Genomic DNA, 19,865 nt, shown 5'->3' on the forward strand with positions numbered 1-19,865 from the left:
GGCACTCGTTGTGCGACGGAATACACGAATTCTTGCGCACGGTCATGTATATGTCCAATATATGAAATGAACCGCAGCCATATCTTTTAACACTGGCTGACGGATTAATCCGACTCACCGCGAGGTCACGTCACGCATGGAACTCCGGCATCTCCGCTACTTTCTGGCCGTCGCGGCCGCGTCGAATTTCACGAAGGCCGCCGAAACGCTCGGCATCGGCCAGCCGCCGTTGAGCCAGCAGATCAAGGCGCTCGAGAACGAGCTCGGCGTGGAGCTGTTCAAGCGGACCGCGCGCGGCGCCGAGCTGACGCTGGCGGGCGAGGTGTTCGCGGAGGAGGCGCGACGCGTGCTCGACGACGCCGAGCGCGCGGCCCGGGCGGCCAGGCGCGCCGCGCGCGGGGAAACCGGCCATTTGCGGGTCGGCTTCACCGGCACGGCCGCGTTCAATCCGAAGGTGTCGGATCTGATTCGCCGCTTTCGGGAGGCGTTTCCGGAGGCCGAGCTGACGTTGCAGGAAGCGACGTCGGGGGTTTTGCTCGAGGCGCTCGAGGCCGGGCGCGTCGATGTCGCGATCGTGCGGCCCGAGCGTCGCGTCGCCGCGACGCTGCGGGTGTCCGACTGGGATGAGGAGCCGATGTTCGTCGCGCTGCCCGTCGCGCACCGGCTCGCGCAGCGGCGGCGCATCGAGCTGGCGGAACTGGCCGACGAGTCGTTCGTGCAGGTGCCGCGCGCGGCCGGCGGCGCGCTGTTCGACGACATCGTCGCCGCGTGCCGGACCGCCGGGTTCGAGCCGCGCATGGCGCAACCGGCGCCGCAGATCGCGTCCGCGGTGACGCTGGTGGCGGCCGGGCTCGGCGTGTCGGTCGTGCCGAAGGCGATTACGCAGGTGCAGGTTCCCGGGGTCGTGTACCGGCCGTTCGCGGGTAACCGGTTCCGCGCCAGGCTGGCGATTGCGTCGCGCTGCGACGAGCCGTCCGCGGTCGTGCGGAATTTTTTGTTGTTGGCGTAGCGGAAAACAAAAAACCCGCGAAGCCAGGTGCTGTCGCGGGTTTCAGAGAATGCTGGAATGCGGGGAAAACGCATCTGGTGCCGACGGCGAGACTCGAACTCGCACAGCTTTCGCCACTACCCCCTCAAGATAGCGTGTCTACCAATTTCACCACGTCGGCACTGCAAGGGGCGCAATTCTAACGTCACATCGCGCGTTTGTGAAGAGGGTGTGACAAGGTCGTGCACGGGCACCCGATCGATCCCGGTAGAATTCGTCCGATCGACCCGACGATCAACGCAACCGCCACCCGTTTTCTTCCCGTGACCCACACCCTCGAACACCTGCAGGCCGGCCAACTGGCGGGCGCGCGGCAACTCAAGCTCGCGTGCGGGCTGACCGAATTTCCGCGCGAGATCTTCGATCTGGCCGACACGCTCGAAGTGCTCGACCTGACCGGTAATGCGCTGTCCGCGCTGCCGGATGATCTGCCGCGGCTGCATCGCCTGCGCATCCTGTTCGCGTCGGGCAACCGCTTCACCGCTTTCCCTGGTGTGCTCGGCGCGTGCGAGCAGCTCGACATGATCGGCTTCAAGGCGAACCGGATCCGCACCGTGCCGCATGGCGCGCTGCCGCGTGCGCTGCGCTGGCTGATCCTGACCGACAACGCGATCGACGAACTGCCGGCCGACATCGGCGACTGTGCGCGGTTGCAGAAGCTGATGCTCGCCGGCAACCAGCTGCGCGCGCTGCCCGCGGAACTGGCCGCGTGCCGCGCGCTGGAACTGGTGCGCCTGTCCGCGAACCGGCTGGAGGCGTTGCCCGACTGGCTGCTGCGCCTGCCGCGTCTCGCATGGCTTGCCGTTGCCGGCAATCCGCTCGGCGCGGTGCCGGAGGCCGCGGCGTCCGCGGAACCGGACGTCGCGGAGATCGACTGGGCGGCGCTGTCATGCGAACAGAAGCTGGGCGAGGGCGCGTCGGGCGTCATTTACCGTGCGCAGTGGCGCGCGGACGGCCACCCGCCGCGCACGGTCGCGGTCAAGCTGTTCAAGGGCGCGGTGACGAGCGACGGCCTGCCCGATTGCGAAATGGCCGCGTGCCTGCATGCCGGCGGTCATCCGAACCTGATCCCGGTGATCGGCAAGCTGCGCGGGCATCCGGACGGCACGCACGGCCTGGTGATGGCGTTGGTCGATCCGGTGCTGACGAACCTCGCCGGGCCGCCGAGCTTCGCGTCCTGCACGCGCGACGTCTACGCCGCCGATGCGAGGTTCGATCCGGCGCAAGCGGTGCGAATCGCGCACGGCATCGCGTCGGTCGCCGGTCATCTGCACGCGCGCGGCATCATGCATGGCGACCTGTATGCGCACAACATCCTGCACGACGGCGCAGGCGGCGCGTTGCTCGGGGATTTCGGCGCGGCGTCGCTGTACGACCCGAACGCGCGTATATGGGGCGCCCGGTTCGAGCGGCTCGAAGTGCGCGCGTTCGGCTATCTGCTCGGCGAATTGCTCGAGCGCTGTGGATCGCACGCCGACGCGCTCGATGCGCTGGCGGCGGCCTGTGTGAACGAGGACGTCGATGCGCGGCCGTCGTTCGACGAGATCACGGCCGCGCTGGCCGAGCGCATGCGCTGAACGGATGGGGCCGACTCATGCCTGCCGTGCACTCAGCAGCTTGATGCCGAGCCCGACGAACAGCAGCCCGCTCGCACGCTTGAGCGCGCGCACCGCGCGGCTCATGCCGAAGCCGCGATGCAGGCGGTGCACGCCGGCCGAATAGACGCTGTGAACGACCACGACCGTGCACGCGGTCGTCGCGTACATCACGACGAACTGCAGCGCGAGCGGCCGGTCGTGCACGACGAACTGCGGCATGAACGCGGACAGGAAGATCATCGTCTTCGGATTGCTGCCCGATACGAACAGCGCTTCGCGGAACAGCTTGCGGCGATCGGGCACGGCGATCTCCGTTGGGCCGCTCGATGCGGCGGCCTTGCGGTCGCCGCGCAACTGCCGGACACCCAGGACCATCAGGTACGCGGCGCCGATCACCTTCATCGCGACGAACAGCGGCGGCATCGCGGCCAGCACCGCGCCGACGCCGAGCGCGACCAGCAGCACGACCACACCCTGCGCGACGAGGTTGCCGGCGATCGTCGCCGCGGTGCCGTGCGCGCCGTAGCGCACCGTGTTGCGGATCACGAGCAGCACGTTGGGCCCCGGCGACAGCGTCGTCGCGAGATAGGCGGCGGCAAACAGCATCCAGGTCTGAATGGACATGCGGCGCTCCGAGAGGCGGTTCCGGCGGTCGGGATGACGCGATGATGTCACGCCAATAATGGCGCGGGCCGCCGCCGGAACCGTGCCGTCCGGCGTGTCAGCGCGCGTCGCGCATGCAGTACGCGGGAATCGACGGCGGTGTATCGATGGCGGCAGGTCGTGTCATCCACGCGATCCATGCGGCCCACAACCCGCAGACGATTAGTACCGCGACATTCAGCGGCGTCCGGTAGCGAACGATCAGGTCGGCCAGCGGCAGGCGGTCTTTCATGTGCGTCTCCTTCGGTCGTGAGGCGGGCGGCGTTACTGGCCGGCGTAGGTCGGCGCCTTCGCGTCGCAGGTCACGGACACGGTCGAGCCGTCCGCGAAGTGCAGCCGGAACGGCACCTTCGCGCCGGGCGCGACGGCCTGGCGCGGCTCCTCCAGCATCACGTGATAGCTTTTCGGCTTGAATGTCACCGCGCCGTGCGCCGGCACGACGACCGAATCGACGTGCACCATCTTCGCGGTGCTGCCGCTCGTCTGCGTTTCATGCACCATCGCCATCCCGTAGGAGGGCGTGTCGATACCGGTCAGCGTCGCGGGCGCGTCGCCGTGGTTCTTCAGCGTGAAGTAGCCGGACGACGGCACCGTCGCCGGCATCGTGCGGATCCAGCACGCATCGGCCTGGATGGCCGGCGCGGCGAACGTGGCGGTGGCGTGCAGCGTCAGTGCCATGAGCAGGCCGGTCGGAATCGGGCGTTTCATCATGTGTTCTCCTTATTGGGTGCGATGCCGTGGGCATCGATGTGAATGCGCTCGGCACGAAGCGCCGATGCGCACCGCGTGCGTGCCATGCGTTACTTCAGCGTGAACGTGTAGCGGCCGTGCGTGCGATGGCCGTCGCTGGCCACCGCGATCCACGCGACCGTGTAGGTGCCGGGCTTCAGGTTCGCGAGTGGGACGTGCATTCGCTTCCGGTTGCCGGCGTCGACGGCCGATTTCCCGTCGACGACCGATTGCCCTTGGCTGTCGGTCACGGCGATCGAGCTGAACGCCGGCTCGAGCGCCTCGCCGAAATCGATCGTCACCGCGTGCGGCGCGGTGGACAGCGTGGCGTCGGGAGCCGGGTCCTGCGTTTTCGGGAGCGCATGCGCGTGGGCGGCCTGGATGACGACGAAGCCGAGTGCGGCGAGTGCGCCGCGAACGAAAAGGGTGGTTTTCATGGCTGGATGAGCGAATGACGAATCGGATGAAAAAACGGATTCGACGGACGGCTGCGCGGAGCGGCATCGATGCCGACGCCGGTCGGCGCGGACCTGCGCGGCCAGGCATTCGCATGCGGGCGAATGCGGGCGCGGCAATCCGAACCGGCGGCGGCCAACCACATGCCCGGCACGACGCCGTGCGCAGCAGGGTGAGACATGATCGTCCTTCGAAACGTGACACGTCGCGCACGCCGGCGGCGTGCGCGGACGGCGCGATGCACGACGGCATCACCCGCAATGACGACGGATCAGGACGTGAACGGAGGGGCGCGCGGTTGCGCGGACGTGAGCGGTAGCGCGCGGCGCAGGCTTTCGAAGCGGGTGGCCGCGCGATGCTCGATTGCGTGCACGTGAGCCGCGAACGTCAGTTCGGGCGCGGGCAGCGCGGGGGTATGGGCAAGCAGGCTGCAGTAGCCGCACGCCTGGAAATGGGCCTGCAGGCTTTTCGTCGCCGCATCGGCGGACGGCGTGCCGGCGGCCGGCGCGGACGAACAGTAGCCGGCCAGCAGCGCGTCGACGCGCCCTTGCGTGGTCAGCGCCTGCGAGATCGTCGGCGCGAGCGCCGTCATCAGGATGGCGAGCATCCCGATCAGACTGCCGATCTTCCGGAGACGACGACTCAGCATGCGATGCGCGGCGGCGGGTGGACGACGATGCCGCCGATTATGCCACGCACGTCGATGCGCCGGTCGGCGCGGACGTGCGGCGTAGCGGCGCGCTACGCGTGCAGCGCCAGATACTTTGCGATCAGCGTCATCTGCGCGGCCCAGCCCTGGTCGTTCATGTCGCGCGCGGTCGCGCGACGCGCTTCGATCAACTGGTCGAAGCCCGTTTCGGTGACGGTGAGCAGCGTGCCGCCCGCCTGCGCCGCGAGCGTGAACGTGACGAGCGTCATCGGCTCGGACGCGTAATCGACATTCGGATCGATCGCGAACGGATGCCAGCGAAACGAGAACAGTTGCTTGGGTTCGATACGGTCGACGACGATTTCGAACACAGTGCCCGCATAGGGCTCCTGTGCCTTGGCGACGTCGTCGTCGACGCGGGTGGGGGTGATGCGGCCGAACAGCGACTGGCCGGCCTCGAACGGGCCGTCGAACGACACGCCGAACCACTGGCCGAATTCGCCGGAATTGCTCACGGCTGCCCAGACGCGGTCGGGCGATGCGGCGAGCAGCGTCTGTTTTTCGATGCGATCGGTTGGCTGGACCATCACGTTCTCCATGCAGGATCGAGCGTTGCAGGACGACGCGCGCGGTCGCGCGCCGCGTCTAGTCGAGCATGACCGCGTCGGGCACGTCGAGCACGAGGTCCGACGTCGCGACGGCCACGCACGGCAGCGTATAGCCGTCGGCCTTTTCCTCGCGGGAGAGCCCCGGCCATTCGATCGTGTAGCGTACGCTGCCGCTGACGATCCGGCAAAGGCAGCTTCGGCACGTGCCGTTGCGGCACGAGCGCGGCAGCGATACGCGCGCGAATGCGGCGGCTTCGAGCACGGTCAGCGCATCGGGCGCGTCGAAGGTGGCGCCGAGCGGCTCGATGCGCACGACGGGCGGGTGTTCTGGATCGGTCATGACTGAAGCGGGCGGCGGTTCGGCGGCAACGCGCCAAGCATACCCGAACGCGCCGGCCGCCGGCCGTGTGCATCAGTGCCGCCGCAGATACCGGTACACGGTATTGCGGGCGAGGCCGAGTTCGCGCGCGGCCGCCGATACGTTCCCGCCGTGCCGCGCGAGCACCGCGTCGATCATCGCAGCCTGGTGGCTTTGCAGCGTCGTGCCTTCGTGCTTGCCGGCCGATGGGGCCGATGCGGCCGGGGTGGCCGCCGCTGGCCCAGCCGGCGCATCGTCGCAGTCGAGCCAGAAATCGTCGGGCAAATGCGCGAGCGTGATTTCGGCTTCGTCTTCGGCGAGCATGCCGGCCGTGCGCAGCACGTTGGTCATCTGCCGCAGGTTGCCGGGCCAGCGATGGCGCGCGAACGCATCGAGCACGTCGGCCGCGAGACGGCGCGGCATCGGCTCGCTGCGCGCGAGCCGCGCGAGGATGCGCTCGACGAGCGCCGGCAGGTCGGTGCGGGCGGCAAGCGCCGGCAGCGTGACCGCGAGCCCGTTGATCCGGTAGAACAGATCCTCGCGGAACGTGCCTTCCGCGATCATCGCGCGCAGGTCGCGGTGAGTCGCGCAGACCACCCGCACGTCGACCGGCACCGCGCGTGCGCCGCCGAGCGGCATCACCGCGCGCTCCTGCAGCACGCGCATCAGCCGCACCTGCTGCGCGAGCGGCATGTCGCCGATTTCATCGAGAAACAGCGTGCCGCCGTCGGCCTGCGCGATCTTGCCGGGGCTGCCGCGCTTGCGTGCGCCCGTGAACGCGCCGTCTTCGTAGCCGAACAGCTCGGCCTCGATCAGCGAATCGGGCAGCGCCGCGCAGTTGACCGCGACGAACGGGCCGTCCGCGCGCGGCGACGCCTGGTGCAGCGCGCGGGCGAGCCATTCCTTGCCGGTGCCCGTCTGGCCGAGGATCAGCAGCGGCAGGTCGCGCCCGCGGATCTTCGCGACGCGTTCGAGTACGGCGGCCATGCGCGCGTCGCCGGTGTCGAGCGTCGCGAACGTGATCGCGTCCGGGTCCGGTGCTCGCACGCGCGCAGCCGGCGCCGGCGGCGTGACGGCGACGGTCGTTTTCTGCGCTTCCGGGAATTCGCAGCGGGCGAGCACGCGCACGCCGGTCGACAGCGTGAGGCGGAACGTGGCGCCCGGCGCGCGCGCGGCCTGCTGCGCGAGCTGGGCGAAGCGCATGCCGAACAACGCGTCGCTCGCCTGATGCTGCAGTGCGTCGAACGACGCGCCGAGCTGGAACTGGGCGCTGCGGTTCGCGGCGATCAGCCCGCCGTCGGGGCCGAAGGCGACGAGCCCGGCGAACAGCGAATCGACGCAATCCTCGTGCGCGTGAAAGCGCAGCCGCAGCGCTTCGCCGCACTGGTTCGCGAACAGGTGGTTCTCGATCAGTTGCGCGGACATTCGCACGAGCGCGAGCGTATGCGGGCTGGAGCCGCGCGGGTCGCCGCTCACGTCGAGCGTGCCGAGCGTGCGACCGAACGGATCGACGATCGGCGCGCATGCGCAGGTGAGGATGTGGTTCGCGCGCAGGAAATGTTCGGAGCCGTGCACGACCACGGCCTGGCCCGACGCGAGCGCGGTGCCGATCGCGTTGGTGCCGCGCGCGCCTTCGGCCCACGACACGCCGTTGCACAACGCGACGCGGTTCGCTTTCTCGATGAAGTCCGCGTCGCCGATGCTGTGCAGGATCACGCCGTCGGCATCGGTCAGCAGCACGAGGCTTTGCGTCTCGGCGATCTGCGCGTGGAGGTCCTCCATCACCGGGCGGGCGTGCGAGAACAGCGTGTGGTTCGTGTCGAGCAGTTCGCGCAGCGCGACGCGCGACAGCGGCGAGAAATCGGGGCGTTCGTGCGCGCGCAGGCCGACCGCGGTCGAACGCGCATGCGCCTGCGCGAGCAGGTCGGTACGCCCCGCGGTGGCGGGCAGCACGAAGGGTTGCGGCATGATGTGTCTCCTGTTCCCGGGGCCGCCGGGGCCGACCGGATCGGAATCGGCGGCGGAGTGCGGCTCCGCTCGCGGTGCACCATTCGGCGCGACGGCCGACCGTCCGGGTACGCATCATCATACAAGCGCCACGTGCGATGCGCGACCGCGAACAAAATCCCCTTGCTTTTAAGCGCCCGCCTGCAATGATGGAAATGGAACACGCACGCGCCGTGTTCCGCAGTGCAACATGCATGCGACGCGACATGCATCCGTTCGGGAGACGCATCATGGTTCGGGCGGAACTGAGAGTCGTGCTGGCGGCCATCGCCACTTTCATCATGCTGGGCGGCATTGCCGTGGCGATCCACGGATTGCTGTTCGATCTGACCGATGCGGTGAGATACGGGGCGGCCGCGATTGCGGTGGGCGTCACGACCGCCGCGATCGCGCTCAACATCTGGCCGACCGATCCGCACTGACGTCCGTTGCTGAAACGGTGCCGGATGCCGCGCAGATCAGACGAAATGCGCGTCGGAACGACGCACACCGAAATTTTTGTGTCCCGCGCGAAACCGTCTAAAGTGGAATTCAACCGGCATGCATCGACCGCGCCACACCCCGCGGTCGGGGCCTCCGCCGGCGAGCCCGCGTACATTTCGTCCGGCCGGTAGCGGACGACGGACGCGGTCATTCGTTTTCTACCGGTCGAGGCGGCGCCCATGCAGATCCATTTCACGAACGAGAAGCCTGAGTATTCGGGGCGTGACCTGATGCTGGGGTTCACGGCACTGGTCAATGGCGAGCGCGTCCAATGTCAGATCACCGCCGAGGCGCTGGAAGACCACTTCGGTGCGGCGTCGCCGCGCTTCGAGGACATGGTCGGCGCATTCGACCAGCACCGCGAGCGCATCGAGGCGGCCGCACGGCGCCTGCTGTCGGAAACGCGCGCGCAGTGCGTGACGCTGCGCAGCGGTTACGTGCGTTTCTACGAGGCCAACTGGCGCTGACGACACGACGCTCGTCCGGCGGCGCGCGCGATCGAGCGCGGCGCACGAAGACGTTGCCTTTCACGCAATGCCGTTCGGTGGGGCCGGGCGGCATTTTCGTATGCGCGCCGGGCGGGATGGTCGACCATCGATAGGGGCGTGCGCGTCGATTCGTCAGGATCGCGGATGAATCGTGCGAAAACGAAAACGCCACCCGAAGGTGGCGTTTTTTCGTTGCATCGTGTGGCGCGGCGATGTGCTTCGCTTACTCGCTGCCGAGATAGAAGAAGCGGAACAGGAACACGGCCGCGATGATCCAGACGATCGGCTTGACCGTGCGGCCCTGGCCCGTCAGCAGCTTGAGGCCGCCGTACGCGATGAAGCCGAACGCGACGCCGTTCGCGATCGAATACGTGAACGGCATCAGCAGCGCGGTCAGCGCGGCCGGCACGGCTTCCGTCGCGTCGTCCCACGGCACCTCGACCATCTCGCGCAGCATCAGGCACGACACGTACAGCAGCGCGGGCGCCGTTGCGTAGGCCGGCACGACGCCGGCGAGCGGCGCGATGAACAGGCACGCGAGGAACAGCACCGCGACGGTGATCGCCGTCACGCCGGTGCGGCCGCCGGCCTGCACGCCCGACGCGCTTTCGATGTACGCGGTGGTCGACGACGTGCCGAGCACCGAGCCCGCGACGATCGCCGTGCTGTCGGCGAGCAGCGCCTTGTTCAGGCGGTTCATCTTGCCTTCGACGAGCAGGCCCGCGCGATTCGCGACGCCCATCAGCGTGCCCGTCGCGTCGAACAGCTCGACGAGGAAGAACACGAGGATCACGTTGATGATGCCGGTCGACAGCGCGGCGCCGATGTCGAGCTTGAACAGCGTCGCGTCGATCGACGGCGGCGCGGAGAACACGCCGTGGAACTGGTTGCCGGCGAAGAAGAACGACAGGATCGTCACGCCGATGATGCCGATCAGGATCGCGCCGCGCACGCGCAGGTGGTCGAGCGTGACGATCGTGAAGAAGCCGACGATCGCGAGGATCGTCTCGTGCTTGTGCAGGTCGCCGAGCGTGACGAGCGTGGCCGGGTTGCCGACGATCACACCCGACGTCTTCAGCGAGATGATGCCGAGGAACAGGCCGATGCCGGCGGTGATGGAAATTCGCAGCGATTTCGGAATGCCGTTGACGATCGCCTCGCGCACGCGGAACAGCGTGACGAGCAGGAACAGGCAGCCGGAGATGAACACCGCGCCGAGCGCCGCCTGCCACGTGAAACCCATCCCCTTGACGACCGTGTACGCGAAATACGCGTTCAGGCCCATGCCGGGCGCGCAGGCGATCGGGTAGTTCGCGTACAGCCCCATGATGATCGACGCCAGCGCCGCGACGAGGCAGGTCGCGACGAACACGGATTCCTTCGGCATGCCGGCGTCGCCGAGGATCGCGGGGTTGACGAAGATGATGTAGGCCATCGTCAGGAACGTGGTGACGCCCGCGAGTATTTCGGTGCGGAAGTCGGTGCCGGCTTCAGCGAAGCCGAAATACCGCTTGATGGATTCCATGAAGGCGTTTCTCCGGTCGGGTTGTCGTGTTGATTGTTGTGCCGAATTGTTGTAAAGGCAGCGCGCGGCCGGCTAACTGTAACCAGCCACTATTGTCCGGCTATCGGCGGATTGTAATAGCGTGGATAGCTCGGACGATATAGTTGGGGGCACGATCGGTTGCCTGCGCGCGAACGGTCTGGCAGCCCGCCCGCGCGACGAAGGCGCGCATTTTACCGGTTCGCGCGGCGCGGGCCGGCAGAAATGGCTGAAACGGCGGGAGCGGCGGAAACGACGGGAAGCGGCGGAAAGCGGCGCGGGGCAGGCGGGCGAGACGGGCCGATGCGTGCGCAACGGCACGCCGGCGGCATCGCACGCGGCCGGTGCGCGATGACATGCGACTGAAACGGAGCGCCCGCATGCTGCACGAACGCGGTGCAGGCGGCGGTGCGCGCGAACGCGCGTGCGCGGCCGATGCGGATGCGCGGCCGCGGCGTGCGGCGGCCATTCGTCAGTCCAGGCGGTTGCAGGTATCGAGCTATCGTGCGCCGAAGCCGTCCCGTGCGCAACCGTCATTTCGCGATGCGGGGGCGACTGTGGTTTCTGTGTAAAAGATTGCAAGACCCCATCGCGTAAACCGGCAAGTCTTTCTAGGATAGATACACCGCGCATGCACACGCCGGCCGGTCATTGCCGACGCGGGGGAGTCGCAGTCCGTGCAGGCCAGGCGGTGAATGGCGGTCAAGGCCGTTGCGCGTTTGGGCAGGCACGGCCGGTTGCGATTGCCCGATGCGGGTTCGTCCGTAATCACGGAGGTCAGCATGTTGAACTGGATCAGCCGCTGGGCGATGCGACACGCCCCCACGCCGGAAAAAACCGCTGCGTCGATGCTCGTGACGGCGCGCATGGAACTGTTCGCAGCCGAACAGCGCGTCATCGATGCGAAATTACAGGCGGATTACTGGCGCACACGTGTGTCATTCCTCGAAGAGGTGCAGAAGCAGGGCATCGATCCGTGGGTGACCTCGCAGGCCGCGCAACGTCCCGACCTCGATTCCACTCCACGAAGCACGGGCCCGCGTCTCGCCGCCAGCACCTGATGCCTCTGCTGCATCCCGTCGCTGCGCACGGCGCGCGATCGCTCGCGGCATGCACCGGCGTGCCGCGTCCTTCGATGCGCACCTGCGGCGCGTTGCGCCGCGGGTGCGTCCGTTTCCGGTCGCGGCCGCTCCGCGTGTCGCGCGCGTGACGCGTGCGACACGGCACGTCGCTCATCCGCTCCTTCTCCCTATCCCGACGAGCAAACGTTGCACTTGCGCGAGCATGCGCTTGACGCGCTCGCCGCGCCGCACGTACGCGGTCGTGATCGTCGCTTCGGCCGACCGGTCGGCATCGGTGCCGAGCCAGATGCGCTCGCCGCGCGCGATACGCAGCACCTCGCCGGGCCGCACCCAGTGATCGTCGACGCTCGGCGGCCGCGTGATCCACAGCGCCGCGCCGTGCGCGCGGATCTCCGCATCCTGCGGCGCGCGCCAGGTCATCGTCGTGCGTGGCGCGACCGCGAAACGGATCACGACGGTCGGTAATGCGATCGTGCCGGCGTGGCGCCGATCGCGGCGTTCAAACAGCGGGCTTGCCTGGTCCATCGTCTTCTCCATTCAGTGAGCCGGACGGATGACGTGCACCAGAACAAAAAGGCCTCATCCGTTTCCGGCGAGGCCTTGTGTGACATGCGGTACTGCCCGATTGCTAACGCACAAGCGCCTCCCGTGATCCATTCTTTCGAATGTTCACCGGGCAATGCATCGTGATGGCGATGAGCTTGAACGTAGGCATGCGAACGATTTTGTTGTCGGCGTGCGGCGTTGTCAACGACTATTTTCGGGATATGCGCGGGCGATACAGGATGCGTCACTCGCGCGTTCTTCGACCTCGTCTGCCCAGCATGTCGCGCATCCGTGCGATCGCCCGCCCCAGCGACGTATCGCGCCGCATCACGTACACGGTCGCGATCGACGCTTCGGCGGGCTGGGTGTCGCCGGTGCCGATCCAGATGCGGTCACCGCGCCGTACGCGCAGCACGTCGCCGGTGCGCAGCCAGTAATCGCCGATGCTGCCGAGCCGCGTGATCCATAGCGTTGCGTCGTGTACGCGAATCTCGGCGTCGTGCTGCGCGCGCCACGTCAGCGTCTTGCCGGGCGCGACCATGAAATGCAGCTCGACGCTCGGCAATGCGATCGTATCGGCGTGGCCCCGATCGGGGCAGACAACCAGCCGGCTTGCGTGGTCCATCGTCATCTCCATCCGTTGAGCCGGGCGGGATGACGCGCACCCAAACAAAAAGGCCTCATCCGTTTCCGGCGAGGCCTCGTGACATGCGTGACTGAATCTCGATGCTAACGCACAAGCGCCTCCGGTGATCGCCGCGTATGGGCGTTCACTCGGTTTTCATGCGCGATGGCGACGGGCTTGAGCATAGGCATGCGAACGAGTGTGTCGTGGCCGCGCTGCCGTGTCAACGGCAATTTCGAGATACGTGGCGGTTACGCGTCGTGTTGCGCGAGGCCGTTCACGAGCAGTTCCGACAGCAGGCCCGTCATCCCTTCCGGGTGCGTGGCCGCGCGTGCCTTCAGCTGTTCGACGAGCGCGGCGTTGAGCTTGCACGCGAACGGCACGAGGCCCTGTTCCTGGTCGAGCTTGCGCTGCGCGCGGCGGTCCAGCTTGGCCGCTTCGTCGGCGCCCTTGCCGAAACGCGCGGAGCTCGACTGCTTCATCGCGTGCGTCAGTTTGAGCGCCTTGTTCTTTTCGAGATCGGTTTTCTTCATGGCCATCGCGGCACCTCCGGGAAATGAAGCCGCGATTGTACGCATTTCGGCGGGCGCCGCCTGCCGGGCCCGCCGAAAACCCGGTCACGCGCCTTTCGTCGTGCCCCAGTTGCCGCCGTGCGCGGCCGCCTGTGCGGCCGGCGAGCGGGCGAGGTACGCGAGCGCCTGCTCGGTCGAGCCTTCGTGATGCGGCGTATAGCCCGGCTTGAAATAGCGCAGCGCCGCGCCGATCACCTTCCAGAACGACGGCAGGTGCCCGCGCCGCGAACCCTGCCACCACGCGAGCACGAAGCCCGGGTAGCGGCCGGCGTCCGGATCGCGCCGGTACATGAATTTCGCGCCGGTCGTGATGTAGTAGAGCAGCAGCAGGATCACGAACGCCATGTGCACGCACCGCTCCGGATAGGTGCCGCCCATATGCCGGTAGATGTCGAACGCGACGGTGCGGTGCTCGACTTCCTCGGCGCCGTGCCAGCGCAGCAGGTCGACCATCGTCGGGTCGGCGCGGCCTTCGTCGAGTCCGTGCGCGTTGAGCACCCAGTTGCCGAGATAGCCGAAGAAATGCTCGAGCGACGCGATCACGGCCAGTTGCTGCCGCAGCCAGAAGCGCGTATGGCCGATCTTCAGCCCGAACGGGGCTTCGCCCAGCACGCGCGTGAACAAACGGTTGAGCTTCTGCGTGAACGGCTTCGTGTCGATGCCGTGGCGGTCGTAGTAGTGCTTCAGCACGCCGCCGTGCGAGCGCGAATGCACGGCTTCCTGCCGCAGGAAGCCTTCGGCTTCGTCGCGCAGGCGTGCATCGGTGATCAGCGGCAGCGCCTTGTTGTACACGCGGCAGAACCACAGCTCGCCTTCCGGGAACAGCAGGTTCAGCGTGTTGATGATGTGCGTGCTGCCCGGATCGTTCGGCACCCAGGTGACCGGCGTGTCGCTGAAGTCGAACTTCACGTGCCGGGCCTTGATCTTGTGATAGTCGGCGGTATCGGTCATGTTGTCTCCCTGTGCGGCGTCGTGCGCCGTCAATGCGATGCCATGCTGACGCGGGCGATCCTCCGGCCGAGCCACGGCATGAAGCGGCCGACGAAGCGCAGCGCGTGCGCTTCGCCGCCGACCGCGACGACGGGGCGGTTGCGCAGCACGCCGTCGACCATCGCCTGCGCGACGGTTTCCGGTTTCAGGCCGCGCATCTGGTACAGCTTCGTCGCGCGCTTGCGCAGCCGCGCTTCGTCCTGCGCGTTGGCGCCCGCATAGTGCGTCGACGCCATGATTCCCGTCTCCGCGAAACCGGGGCACACGGCCGTCACGCCGATGCCTTTCTCCGCGAGTTCCGCGCGCATGCATTCGCTGAGCATCAGCACCGCGGCCTTGGTCGTCGCATAGGCGGGCAGGTCCCGCGACGGGCCGAATGCGGCTGCCGATGCGGTATTGACGATATGCCCGCCGGTGCCGCGCGCGGCCATCTGCTGCGCGAACAGCCGCGAGCCGTGGATCACGCCCCACAGGTTCACGTGCAGGATCCGCTCCCAGTGCCGCGCGCTCGTGTCGAGGATGCCGCCGGCCATGCCGATGCCCGCGTTGTTGATCACGACGTCCGCGCCGCCGAGTTCGCTGCCGACCCATGCCGCGAGCGCTTCCATCTCGTCGGCGGACCCGACGTCGACGCGTTTCGCGTGGGCCTGCGCGCCGGTCAGCCCGATCAGCAGCGCGGTGCGCTCGGCGCTCGCGAGATCGATGTCGCATGCGACGACGGTCGCGCCCTCGCGTGCGAAGGCCAGCGCCGCGCAGCGGCCGATGCCGCTACCCGCGCCGGTGACGACCGCGACCTTGCCGCTGAAGCGCCCGCTGGTGGCGCGGCGGCGCGCGTTCGCGAGCGCGGGCGGTTCGTTGCCGGATTCGACCGCGTCGATCAATTGCCCGGCGAGATCCGCGAAGCGCGCGGGATCGGCGAGCGGCAGCCAGTGACCGGCCGCGACTTCGCGGCGGTAGTACTGCGGCACCCAGCGCGACAGGTTTTCGGACAGCGCGGGGCTCACGTACTTGTCGCCGAGCGGCACGATCGTCTGCACCGGTGCGTGTGCGTAGCGTTCGCGCGGCGCGAACAGGCAGCGGATGAAGTTCGCGCGATACAGGCGCACGCCGCGCGCGCCGTCGTCGGCCTGCGTCGGGCGCGGCGCGGCGGGCGTTTTCTCGAGCCGGCGCAGCAGGCCCGGCCACGCGCGGCCGAGCCACAGCCGCCAGCCGAGTTCGGGGAGGAACGGCAGGTGGAACAGGTACACGTACCACGAGCGCATGAGCTGGCCGCCGAGCTTGGCGAGCGACGCGGGCGTCGGCCGCAGCACGCGTTCGCGCAGCCAGAAGCCGACGTGGTCGAGGCACGGCCCCGAGCACGACGTGTACGACGCGATGCGACCGGCCAGGCGCGGATCGGTGACGAATTCCCAGCCCTGGATCGAGCCCCAGTCGTGTGCGACGAGGTGCACGGCGCGGCCGGGGCAGAGCGCATCGATCACCGCGACGAAATCGTCGGTCAGCTTCGCGAGATGGTAGTCGGCCGTGCGCGTCGGCACGCCGGACAGGCCCGCGCCGCGCACGTCGTACGCGATCACGTAGTGCCGGCGCGCGAGCAGCGGCGCGACGTGCTGCCAGACGCTGCTGTCGTCGGGATAACCGTGCACCAGCACGACCGGCGAGCGGGCCGGGTCGCCCCAGGTCCGGACCGCGAGCGTCAGGTCGCCGGAGGCGACCGCCGTTTCGTTGTGAACCGATTCGAACAGGGCCAGCGGCGCTTCGTCGGAAAGAGGCTGCATCGTGAGTCCGTCGTTCAGGGATTCGTGAGGAAGGGGCGCGTCAGGCGGCGGCCGGCACGGTCGACGCCGCCTGCGCGCGTTCGGCCTGGCGGCGCTGCCAGCGGCGCACGTGCGGCAGGTCCTCGTCGAGCCAGTACGCGTCGTCGTCGGTGATCACCAGCAGTTCCTCGAATTTCGCGCCGACGCCGGCGAAGCCGAGATGCGGCTCGACGGCCCACAGGCCCGGCACGGGCGCATGCTCGGAGCGGCGATCGATCGACCACAGCGGCGACCAGCCTTGCTGCTTCGCCGCGCGGCCCTGGTCGAGCAGCAGGTTGCGCGTCGCATTCAGCCCGAAGCGCGCGACGAAGCGCGGCTTCGACAGCTTGTGGATCTTCGCGACGCGATGCGCGAGCACCTTGAACGGATAGGCCTTGTGGCGCGGCTCGACGCCCTGGCGGCGGCACAGCGCGTCGACTTCCTGCGCGACTTCCGCCATCGACCGGCGCTCCTTCACGAGCCGCACGATCATGTCGCGATGGTCCATCAGGTCGTCCTGCAGCTGCTCGAGGATCGGGTTGTGGCCGAGGCAGTGCGCGTAGCCGACGTCGGCGACGATGCCGTCGAGCACCGGTGCGACGTCGAGGATCACCGGCATGTCGGTTTCGAGTTGCCGGTTGCTCGGAAAGAACGCGAGATTGAAGCCGCCCATGTGCTTGAGGCCCGAGAAGCCTTCGAACGCGGTGCGGTCGCCGAACCACGCGAACGGCTTGTGCAGCCAGTCGTGCACGCCGTTGTCCTGCAGCCATTCGGTCAGGAGGCGCGCGGCTTCCTTCTCGGTGATGCCGGGGTAGAGCATCGCGCCGACGGTTTCGACGCAGCGGTACGCCAGTTGCTGGACCGCGCGGAATTGCGGCAGCTCGTCGAGGTGGACTTCCGGCAGCGGATGGTGGTCGGCCATGATGCGTCTCCATGTGTCGGCCCGCGTTTGCGTCTCGGCGCAACGCGGGTCCTGGGCAAGGCTGGGGTGCTGATCCGGAATGCATCCGCCGGCGTCCATCGCCGCACGGTTATTCAGTCAGCACTTAATGTGTCATTGAGCAATGTAATGATCATAGCCGGTTCGACGTCGCGCGCCAGCCCCCGGAGATGAGGGCTTCTCCTAATGAAGGGCCGAAATGGAGGGGAAGCTCTAGATTTCCGGCGAGCGGGGCCGGATGGCCGTTGCTTGTTCATGCTTGCCGAACGGGGAAACCGGTCGGGGCACCCCATGCAAGGCTTCCGCACGGCCCGGCATGTCGCGCCGGATCAACTCGCCGTCGTGTCGCGGCGGGACGCTGTCAAATTGCCGAAATAATTTCGTCACATCATCCGCCCCGATTCGAAGCCTTTGCGGCTTCGCGAGGCCGGTGTGTCGCGCGTCGCGCGGGGCCGCGACCGAGGCCGATTCGGCATATCAACGGAGAGACCATGCAACGCCGCCAGTTCATGAACACCCTTGCCGCGGCGACCGCTGCGACGCCGCTGATGCTCAAGGCCGGCCTCGCCGGCGCGAAGAGCGCCACCGCGCCGGACGCGCTGGACCCCGGCCGCTGGTCGCCGTTCAACGCCGCGCGCCTGCAGGCGGTGCTCGACCAGCATGGCGTCGCGAGCGCCCGCTACGACGGAAAGCGCCGCCCGTACGCGGTGTTCGACTGGGACAACACGTGCATCATGAACGACTGCGAAGAGGCGTTGCTGATGTACCAGATCAACCATCTGCAGTACAAGCTGACGCCGGACGAATTCGTCGCCGTGATGTGGAAGGACGTGCCGAAGGGCGCGTTCATGAAGGACTACACGACCGTCGACGGCAAGCCGGTGACGATGGAGGACCTCGCGGCCGACGTCGAATCCGACTACCGCTGGCTCCATGCGAACTACCAGGGCCTCGGCGGCGACAAGAGCCTCGACGAGATTCGCGAGACCGATCAGTTCAAGGATTTCCGCGCGAAGCTGTACTTCATGTACGACGCGATCTGCGACACGCATCCGCTCGAAATCGGCTACAAGTGGATCATTTACTTCTACCAGAACATGACGACCGCCGAGCTGCAGGCGATGGCGCAAGCGTCGAACAACTACGGGATCGGCGACGCGCTGCGCAAGGTCCGCTACGAAAGCCCCAAGGCGCTGCCGGGCAAGGCCGGCGTGGTGGCCGATACGCATTTCCACGGCATCCGCATTCACGAGGAAATCCGCGCGGTGATGCACACGCTGCGGGCGAACGGCATCGACGTGTACGTGAGCACCGCGTCGCTCGACGACGTCGTGCGCGTGTTCGCCGGCAACCCGAACTATGGCTACGGCGTGCCGCCGGAGAACGTGATCGGCCTGCGGCTGGACATGCAGGACGGCAAGTACACGAGCACCTATCCGGCCGGCTGGCATTTCAACTGGGGGCCCGGCAAGACGGTGGGCATCCGCAACGTGCTCGCGTCGAAGAAGGGCTACGGTCCGCTGCTGGTGTTCGGCGACAGCGATGGCGACGCGTGGATGCTGCGCGATTTCAAGGACACCGCGGCCGGCGTGATCGTCAACCGGATGAAAAAGGGCGAGATCGGCGCGGACAGCAAGCTCGCGGCAGAGCAGATCGGCAACCCGGACGCGCGCTTCCTGCTGCAGGGCCGCGACGAGCACACGGGCCTGATGATCCCGGACGAGAAGTCGATCAAGTACGGCAAGGCCGAGCGCAAGCTGCTGGCCTGACGCGGGCGGGCCGCTGGGCCGCCGGGCGCTGGCCGCCGCGGCTCCCGCGCCCATCGGCATCGGCCCGCGGCGTCGTGCGGCCGGCGCATGCGCGTCTCAACGCTCGCGCGGCGGGCCCAGCCGATCCAGCAACGCCCCCAGCAGATCGACCGGCAACGGAAACACGATCGTCGAATTCTTGTCCGCCGCGATCGTCGTGAGCGTCTGCAGGTAGCGCAACTGCATCGCCTGCGGCTGCAGCGCGAGCCGCTGCGCGGCCTGCAGCAGCTTCTCCGACGCCTGAAGCTCGCCTTCCGCATGAATCACCTTCGCGCGCCGTTCGCGTTCGGCTTCGGCCTGCCGCGCGATCGCGCGGATCATCGTCTCGTTCAGGTCGACGTGCTTGATCTCGACCGTCGACACCTTGATCCCCCACGCATCGGTCTGCGCGTCGAGCGTCTTCTGGATGTCCGCGTTCAATTGCTCGCGCTCGGCGAGCAGCGCGTCGAGTTCGTGCTTGCCGAGCACCGCGCGCAGCGTCGTCTGCGCGAGCTGGCTGGTCGCCTCGAAGAAGCGCGCGACCTGGATCACGGCCTTCTCCGGATCGACGACGCGGAAATACACGACCGCATTGACCTTCACCGACACGTTGTCGCGCGTGATCACGTCCTGCGCCGGCACGTCGAACACGACGGTGCGCAGGTCGATCCGCACGACCTGCTGGACGATCGGGATGATCAGCACGAGCCCCGGCCCCTTCACTTTCCAGAACCGGCCGAGCATGAACACGACACCGCGCTCGTACTCGCGAAAGATGCGGATCGACGATGCGACGAGGACCACGACGAAGACGACCAGGACGCTGCTGAAGCCGAACGTGTAACCGATCATGAAGGTTCTCCCTGGGGATGGGCGGGGGCGGGCACGTCGTAGAGC

The 19,865-nt window shown here is 67.8% G+C and carries 23 protein-coding genes and 1 tRNA gene; 7 read left to right on the forward strand and 17 right to left on the reverse strand.

What is annotated here, in order from left to right; translation table 11 throughout:
- Nucleotides 1–136 precede the first annotated feature (136 nt).
- Nucleotides 137–1,009, forward strand: coding sequence for a LysR family transcriptional regulator (locus H0X90_RS19370; protein ID WP_006498818.1), 873 nt, complete (start codon nt 137–139; stop codon nt 1,007–1,009).
- 75 nt (nt 1,010–1,084) lie between these two features.
- Here H0X90_RS19370 and H0X90_RS19375 read toward each other — a convergent pair.
- Nucleotides 1,085–1,169 (reverse strand) — tRNA-Leu (locus H0X90_RS19375).
- A gap of 142 nt (nt 1,170–1,311) precedes the next feature.
- Between H0X90_RS19375 and H0X90_RS19380 the strand changes: the two genes are divergently transcribed.
- Nucleotides 1,312–2,625 (forward strand): leucine-rich repeat-containing protein kinase family protein, encoded by a 1,314-nt coding sequence (locus H0X90_RS19380; RefSeq protein WP_034202026.1) that lies wholly within the window; start codon nt 1,312–1,314, stop codon nt 2,623–2,625.
- 15 nt (nt 2,626–2,640) lie between these two features.
- Here the strand turns inward: H0X90_RS19380 and H0X90_RS19385 are convergent, their stop codons facing one another.
- From H0X90_RS19385 to H0X90_RS19420, 8 genes are all read right to left on the reverse strand, one after another.
- On the reverse strand, nt 2,641–3,270 hold the full coding sequence (locus H0X90_RS19385) for a LysE family translocator (protein WP_077189073.1): 630 nt from the start codon (nt 3,268–3,270) through the stop codon (nt 2,641–2,643).
- 97 nt (nt 3,271–3,367) lie between these two features.
- Entirely contained in the window at nt 3,368–3,541 is a 174-nt protein-coding gene (locus H0X90_RS19390) for a hypothetical protein (protein ID WP_006486739.1), read from the reverse strand.
- Between the two features lie 32 nt (nt 3,542–3,573).
- Nucleotides 3,574–4,017, reverse strand: a complete 444-nt coding sequence (locus tag H0X90_RS19395; RefSeq protein WP_077189121.1) for a copper chaperone PCu(A)C — start codon at nt 4,015–4,017, stop codon at nt 3,574–3,576.
- 92 nt (nt 4,018–4,109) lie between these two features.
- Nucleotides 4,110–4,475 carry a copper resistance protein CopC gene (locus H0X90_RS19400; RefSeq protein ID WP_006486759.1) on the reverse strand — a complete coding sequence of 122 codons (366 nt, stop codon included), beginning with the start codon at nt 4,473–4,475 and terminating at the stop codon, nt 4,110–4,112.
- A gap of 290 nt (nt 4,476–4,765) precedes the next feature.
- Entirely contained in the window at nt 4,766–5,143 is a 378-nt protein-coding gene (locus tag H0X90_RS19405) for a DUF2946 domain-containing protein (protein ID WP_034202028.1), read from the reverse strand.
- 92 nt (nt 5,144–5,235) lie between these two features.
- Nucleotides 5,236–5,730: an SRPBCC family protein gene (locus H0X90_RS19410; protein ID WP_012493504.1), complete on the reverse strand. Its 495-nt coding sequence runs from the start codon at nt 5,728–5,730 to the stop codon at nt 5,236–5,238.
- A 58-nt stretch (nt 5,731–5,788) separates the two neighbouring features.
- On the reverse strand, nt 5,789–6,091 hold the full coding sequence (locus tag H0X90_RS19415) for a 2Fe-2S iron-sulfur cluster-binding protein (RefSeq protein ID WP_006486753.1): 303 nt from the start codon (nt 6,089–6,091) through the stop codon (nt 5,789–5,791).
- Between the two features lie 72 nt (nt 6,092–6,163).
- Nucleotides 6,164–8,077, reverse strand: coding sequence for a sigma-54-dependent Fis family transcriptional regulator (locus tag H0X90_RS19420; RefSeq protein WP_006498824.1), 1,914 nt, complete (start codon nt 8,075–8,077; stop codon nt 6,164–6,166).
- A gap of 269 nt (nt 8,078–8,346) precedes the next feature.
- Between H0X90_RS19420 and H0X90_RS36215 the strand changes: the two genes are divergently transcribed.
- Nucleotides 8,347–8,538 carry a DUF2964 family protein gene (locus H0X90_RS36215; RefSeq protein ID WP_034178269.1) on the forward strand — a complete coding sequence of 64 codons (192 nt, stop codon included), beginning with the start codon at nt 8,347–8,349 and terminating at the stop codon, nt 8,536–8,538.
- Between the two features lie 240 nt (nt 8,539–8,778).
- Nucleotides 8,779–9,066 (forward strand): DUF1488 domain-containing protein, encoded by a 288-nt coding sequence (locus H0X90_RS19430; protein ID WP_006486743.1) that lies wholly within the window; start codon nt 8,779–8,781, stop codon nt 9,064–9,066.
- A 244-nt stretch (nt 9,067–9,310) separates the two neighbouring features.
- On the opposite strand, the gene H0X90_RS19435 is transcribed toward H0X90_RS19430, so the two are convergent.
- On the reverse strand, nt 9,311–10,612 hold the full coding sequence (locus tag H0X90_RS19435) for an NCS2 family permease (protein WP_006480751.1): 1,302 nt from the start codon (nt 10,610–10,612) through the stop codon (nt 9,311–9,313).
- Nucleotides 10,613–10,733: 121 nt separating this feature from the next.
- Between H0X90_RS19435 and H0X90_RS19440 the strand changes: the two genes are divergently transcribed.
- A complete protein-coding gene (locus H0X90_RS19440) occupies nt 10,734–10,985 on the forward strand; it encodes a hypothetical protein (protein ID WP_077189072.1) in 252 nt (83 codons plus the stop codon).
- 427 nt (nt 10,986–11,412) lie between these two features.
- Nucleotides 11,413–11,691 (forward strand): hypothetical protein, encoded by a 279-nt coding sequence (locus tag H0X90_RS19445; protein WP_006480752.1) that lies wholly within the window; start codon nt 11,413–11,415, stop codon nt 11,689–11,691.
- 171 nt (nt 11,692–11,862) lie between these two features.
- Here H0X90_RS19445 and H0X90_RS19450 read toward each other — a convergent pair whose 3' ends face one another.
- The 6 genes from H0X90_RS19450 to H0X90_RS19475 all read right to left on the reverse strand — a co-directional run bounded on the left by H0X90_RS19450 (nt 11,863) and on the right by H0X90_RS19475 (nt 17,163).
- Nucleotides 11,863–12,237 (reverse strand): DUF2917 domain-containing protein, encoded by a 375-nt coding sequence (locus tag H0X90_RS19450; RefSeq protein WP_006493550.1) that lies wholly within the window; start codon nt 12,235–12,237, stop codon nt 11,863–11,865.
- Nucleotides 12,238–12,502: 265 nt separating this feature from the next.
- The gene (locus H0X90_RS19455) at nt 12,503–12,883 is read right to left on the reverse strand and encodes a DUF2917 domain-containing protein (protein WP_077189120.1); all 381 of its coding nucleotides are present in this window, start codon (nt 12,881–12,883) and stop codon (nt 12,503–12,505) included.
- A 251-nt stretch (nt 12,884–13,134) separates the two neighbouring features.
- Nucleotides 13,135–13,422 carry a hypothetical protein gene (locus H0X90_RS19460; RefSeq protein ID WP_060263796.1) on the reverse strand — a complete coding sequence of 96 codons (288 nt, stop codon included), beginning with the start codon at nt 13,420–13,422 and terminating at the stop codon, nt 13,135–13,137.
- Between the two features lie 78 nt (nt 13,423–13,500).
- The gene (locus H0X90_RS19465; protein ID WP_012493501.1) at nt 13,501–14,406 is read right to left on the reverse strand and encodes a metal-dependent hydrolase; all 906 of its coding nucleotides are present in this window, start codon (nt 14,404–14,406) and stop codon (nt 13,501–13,503) included.
- 29 nt (nt 14,407–14,435) lie between these two features.
- Nucleotides 14,436–16,223: an SDR family oxidoreductase gene (locus H0X90_RS19470; protein WP_077189070.1), complete on the reverse strand. Its 1,788-nt coding sequence runs from the start codon at nt 16,221–16,223 to the stop codon at nt 14,436–14,438.
- A 40-nt stretch (nt 16,224–16,263) separates the two neighbouring features.
- On the reverse strand, nt 16,264–17,163 hold the full coding sequence (locus tag H0X90_RS19475; protein ID WP_006498833.1) for a M24 family metallopeptidase: 900 nt from the start codon (nt 17,161–17,163) through the stop codon (nt 16,264–16,266).
- A gap of 509 nt (nt 17,164–17,672) precedes the next feature.
- Here H0X90_RS19475 and H0X90_RS19480 point away from each other — a divergent pair.
- Entirely contained in the window at nt 17,673–18,950 is a 1,278-nt protein-coding gene (locus H0X90_RS19480) for a haloacid dehalogenase-like hydrolase (protein ID WP_077189069.1), read from the forward strand.
- A 96-nt stretch (nt 18,951–19,046) separates the two neighbouring features.
- Here H0X90_RS19480 and H0X90_RS19485 read toward each other — a convergent pair whose 3' ends face one another.
- Nucleotides 19,047–19,820 carry a slipin family protein gene (locus H0X90_RS19485; protein ID WP_006483242.1) on the reverse strand — a complete coding sequence of 258 codons (774 nt, stop codon included), beginning with the start codon at nt 19,818–19,820 and terminating at the stop codon, nt 19,047–19,049.
- Between the last annotated feature and the right edge of the window lie 45 nt (nt 19,821–19,865).

The sequence above is a fragment of the Burkholderia sp. 9775_39 genome (assembly GCF_015712225.1).
Lineage (GTDB): Bacteria > Pseudomonadota > Gammaproteobacteria > Burkholderiales > Burkholderiaceae > Burkholderia > Burkholderia cenocepacia.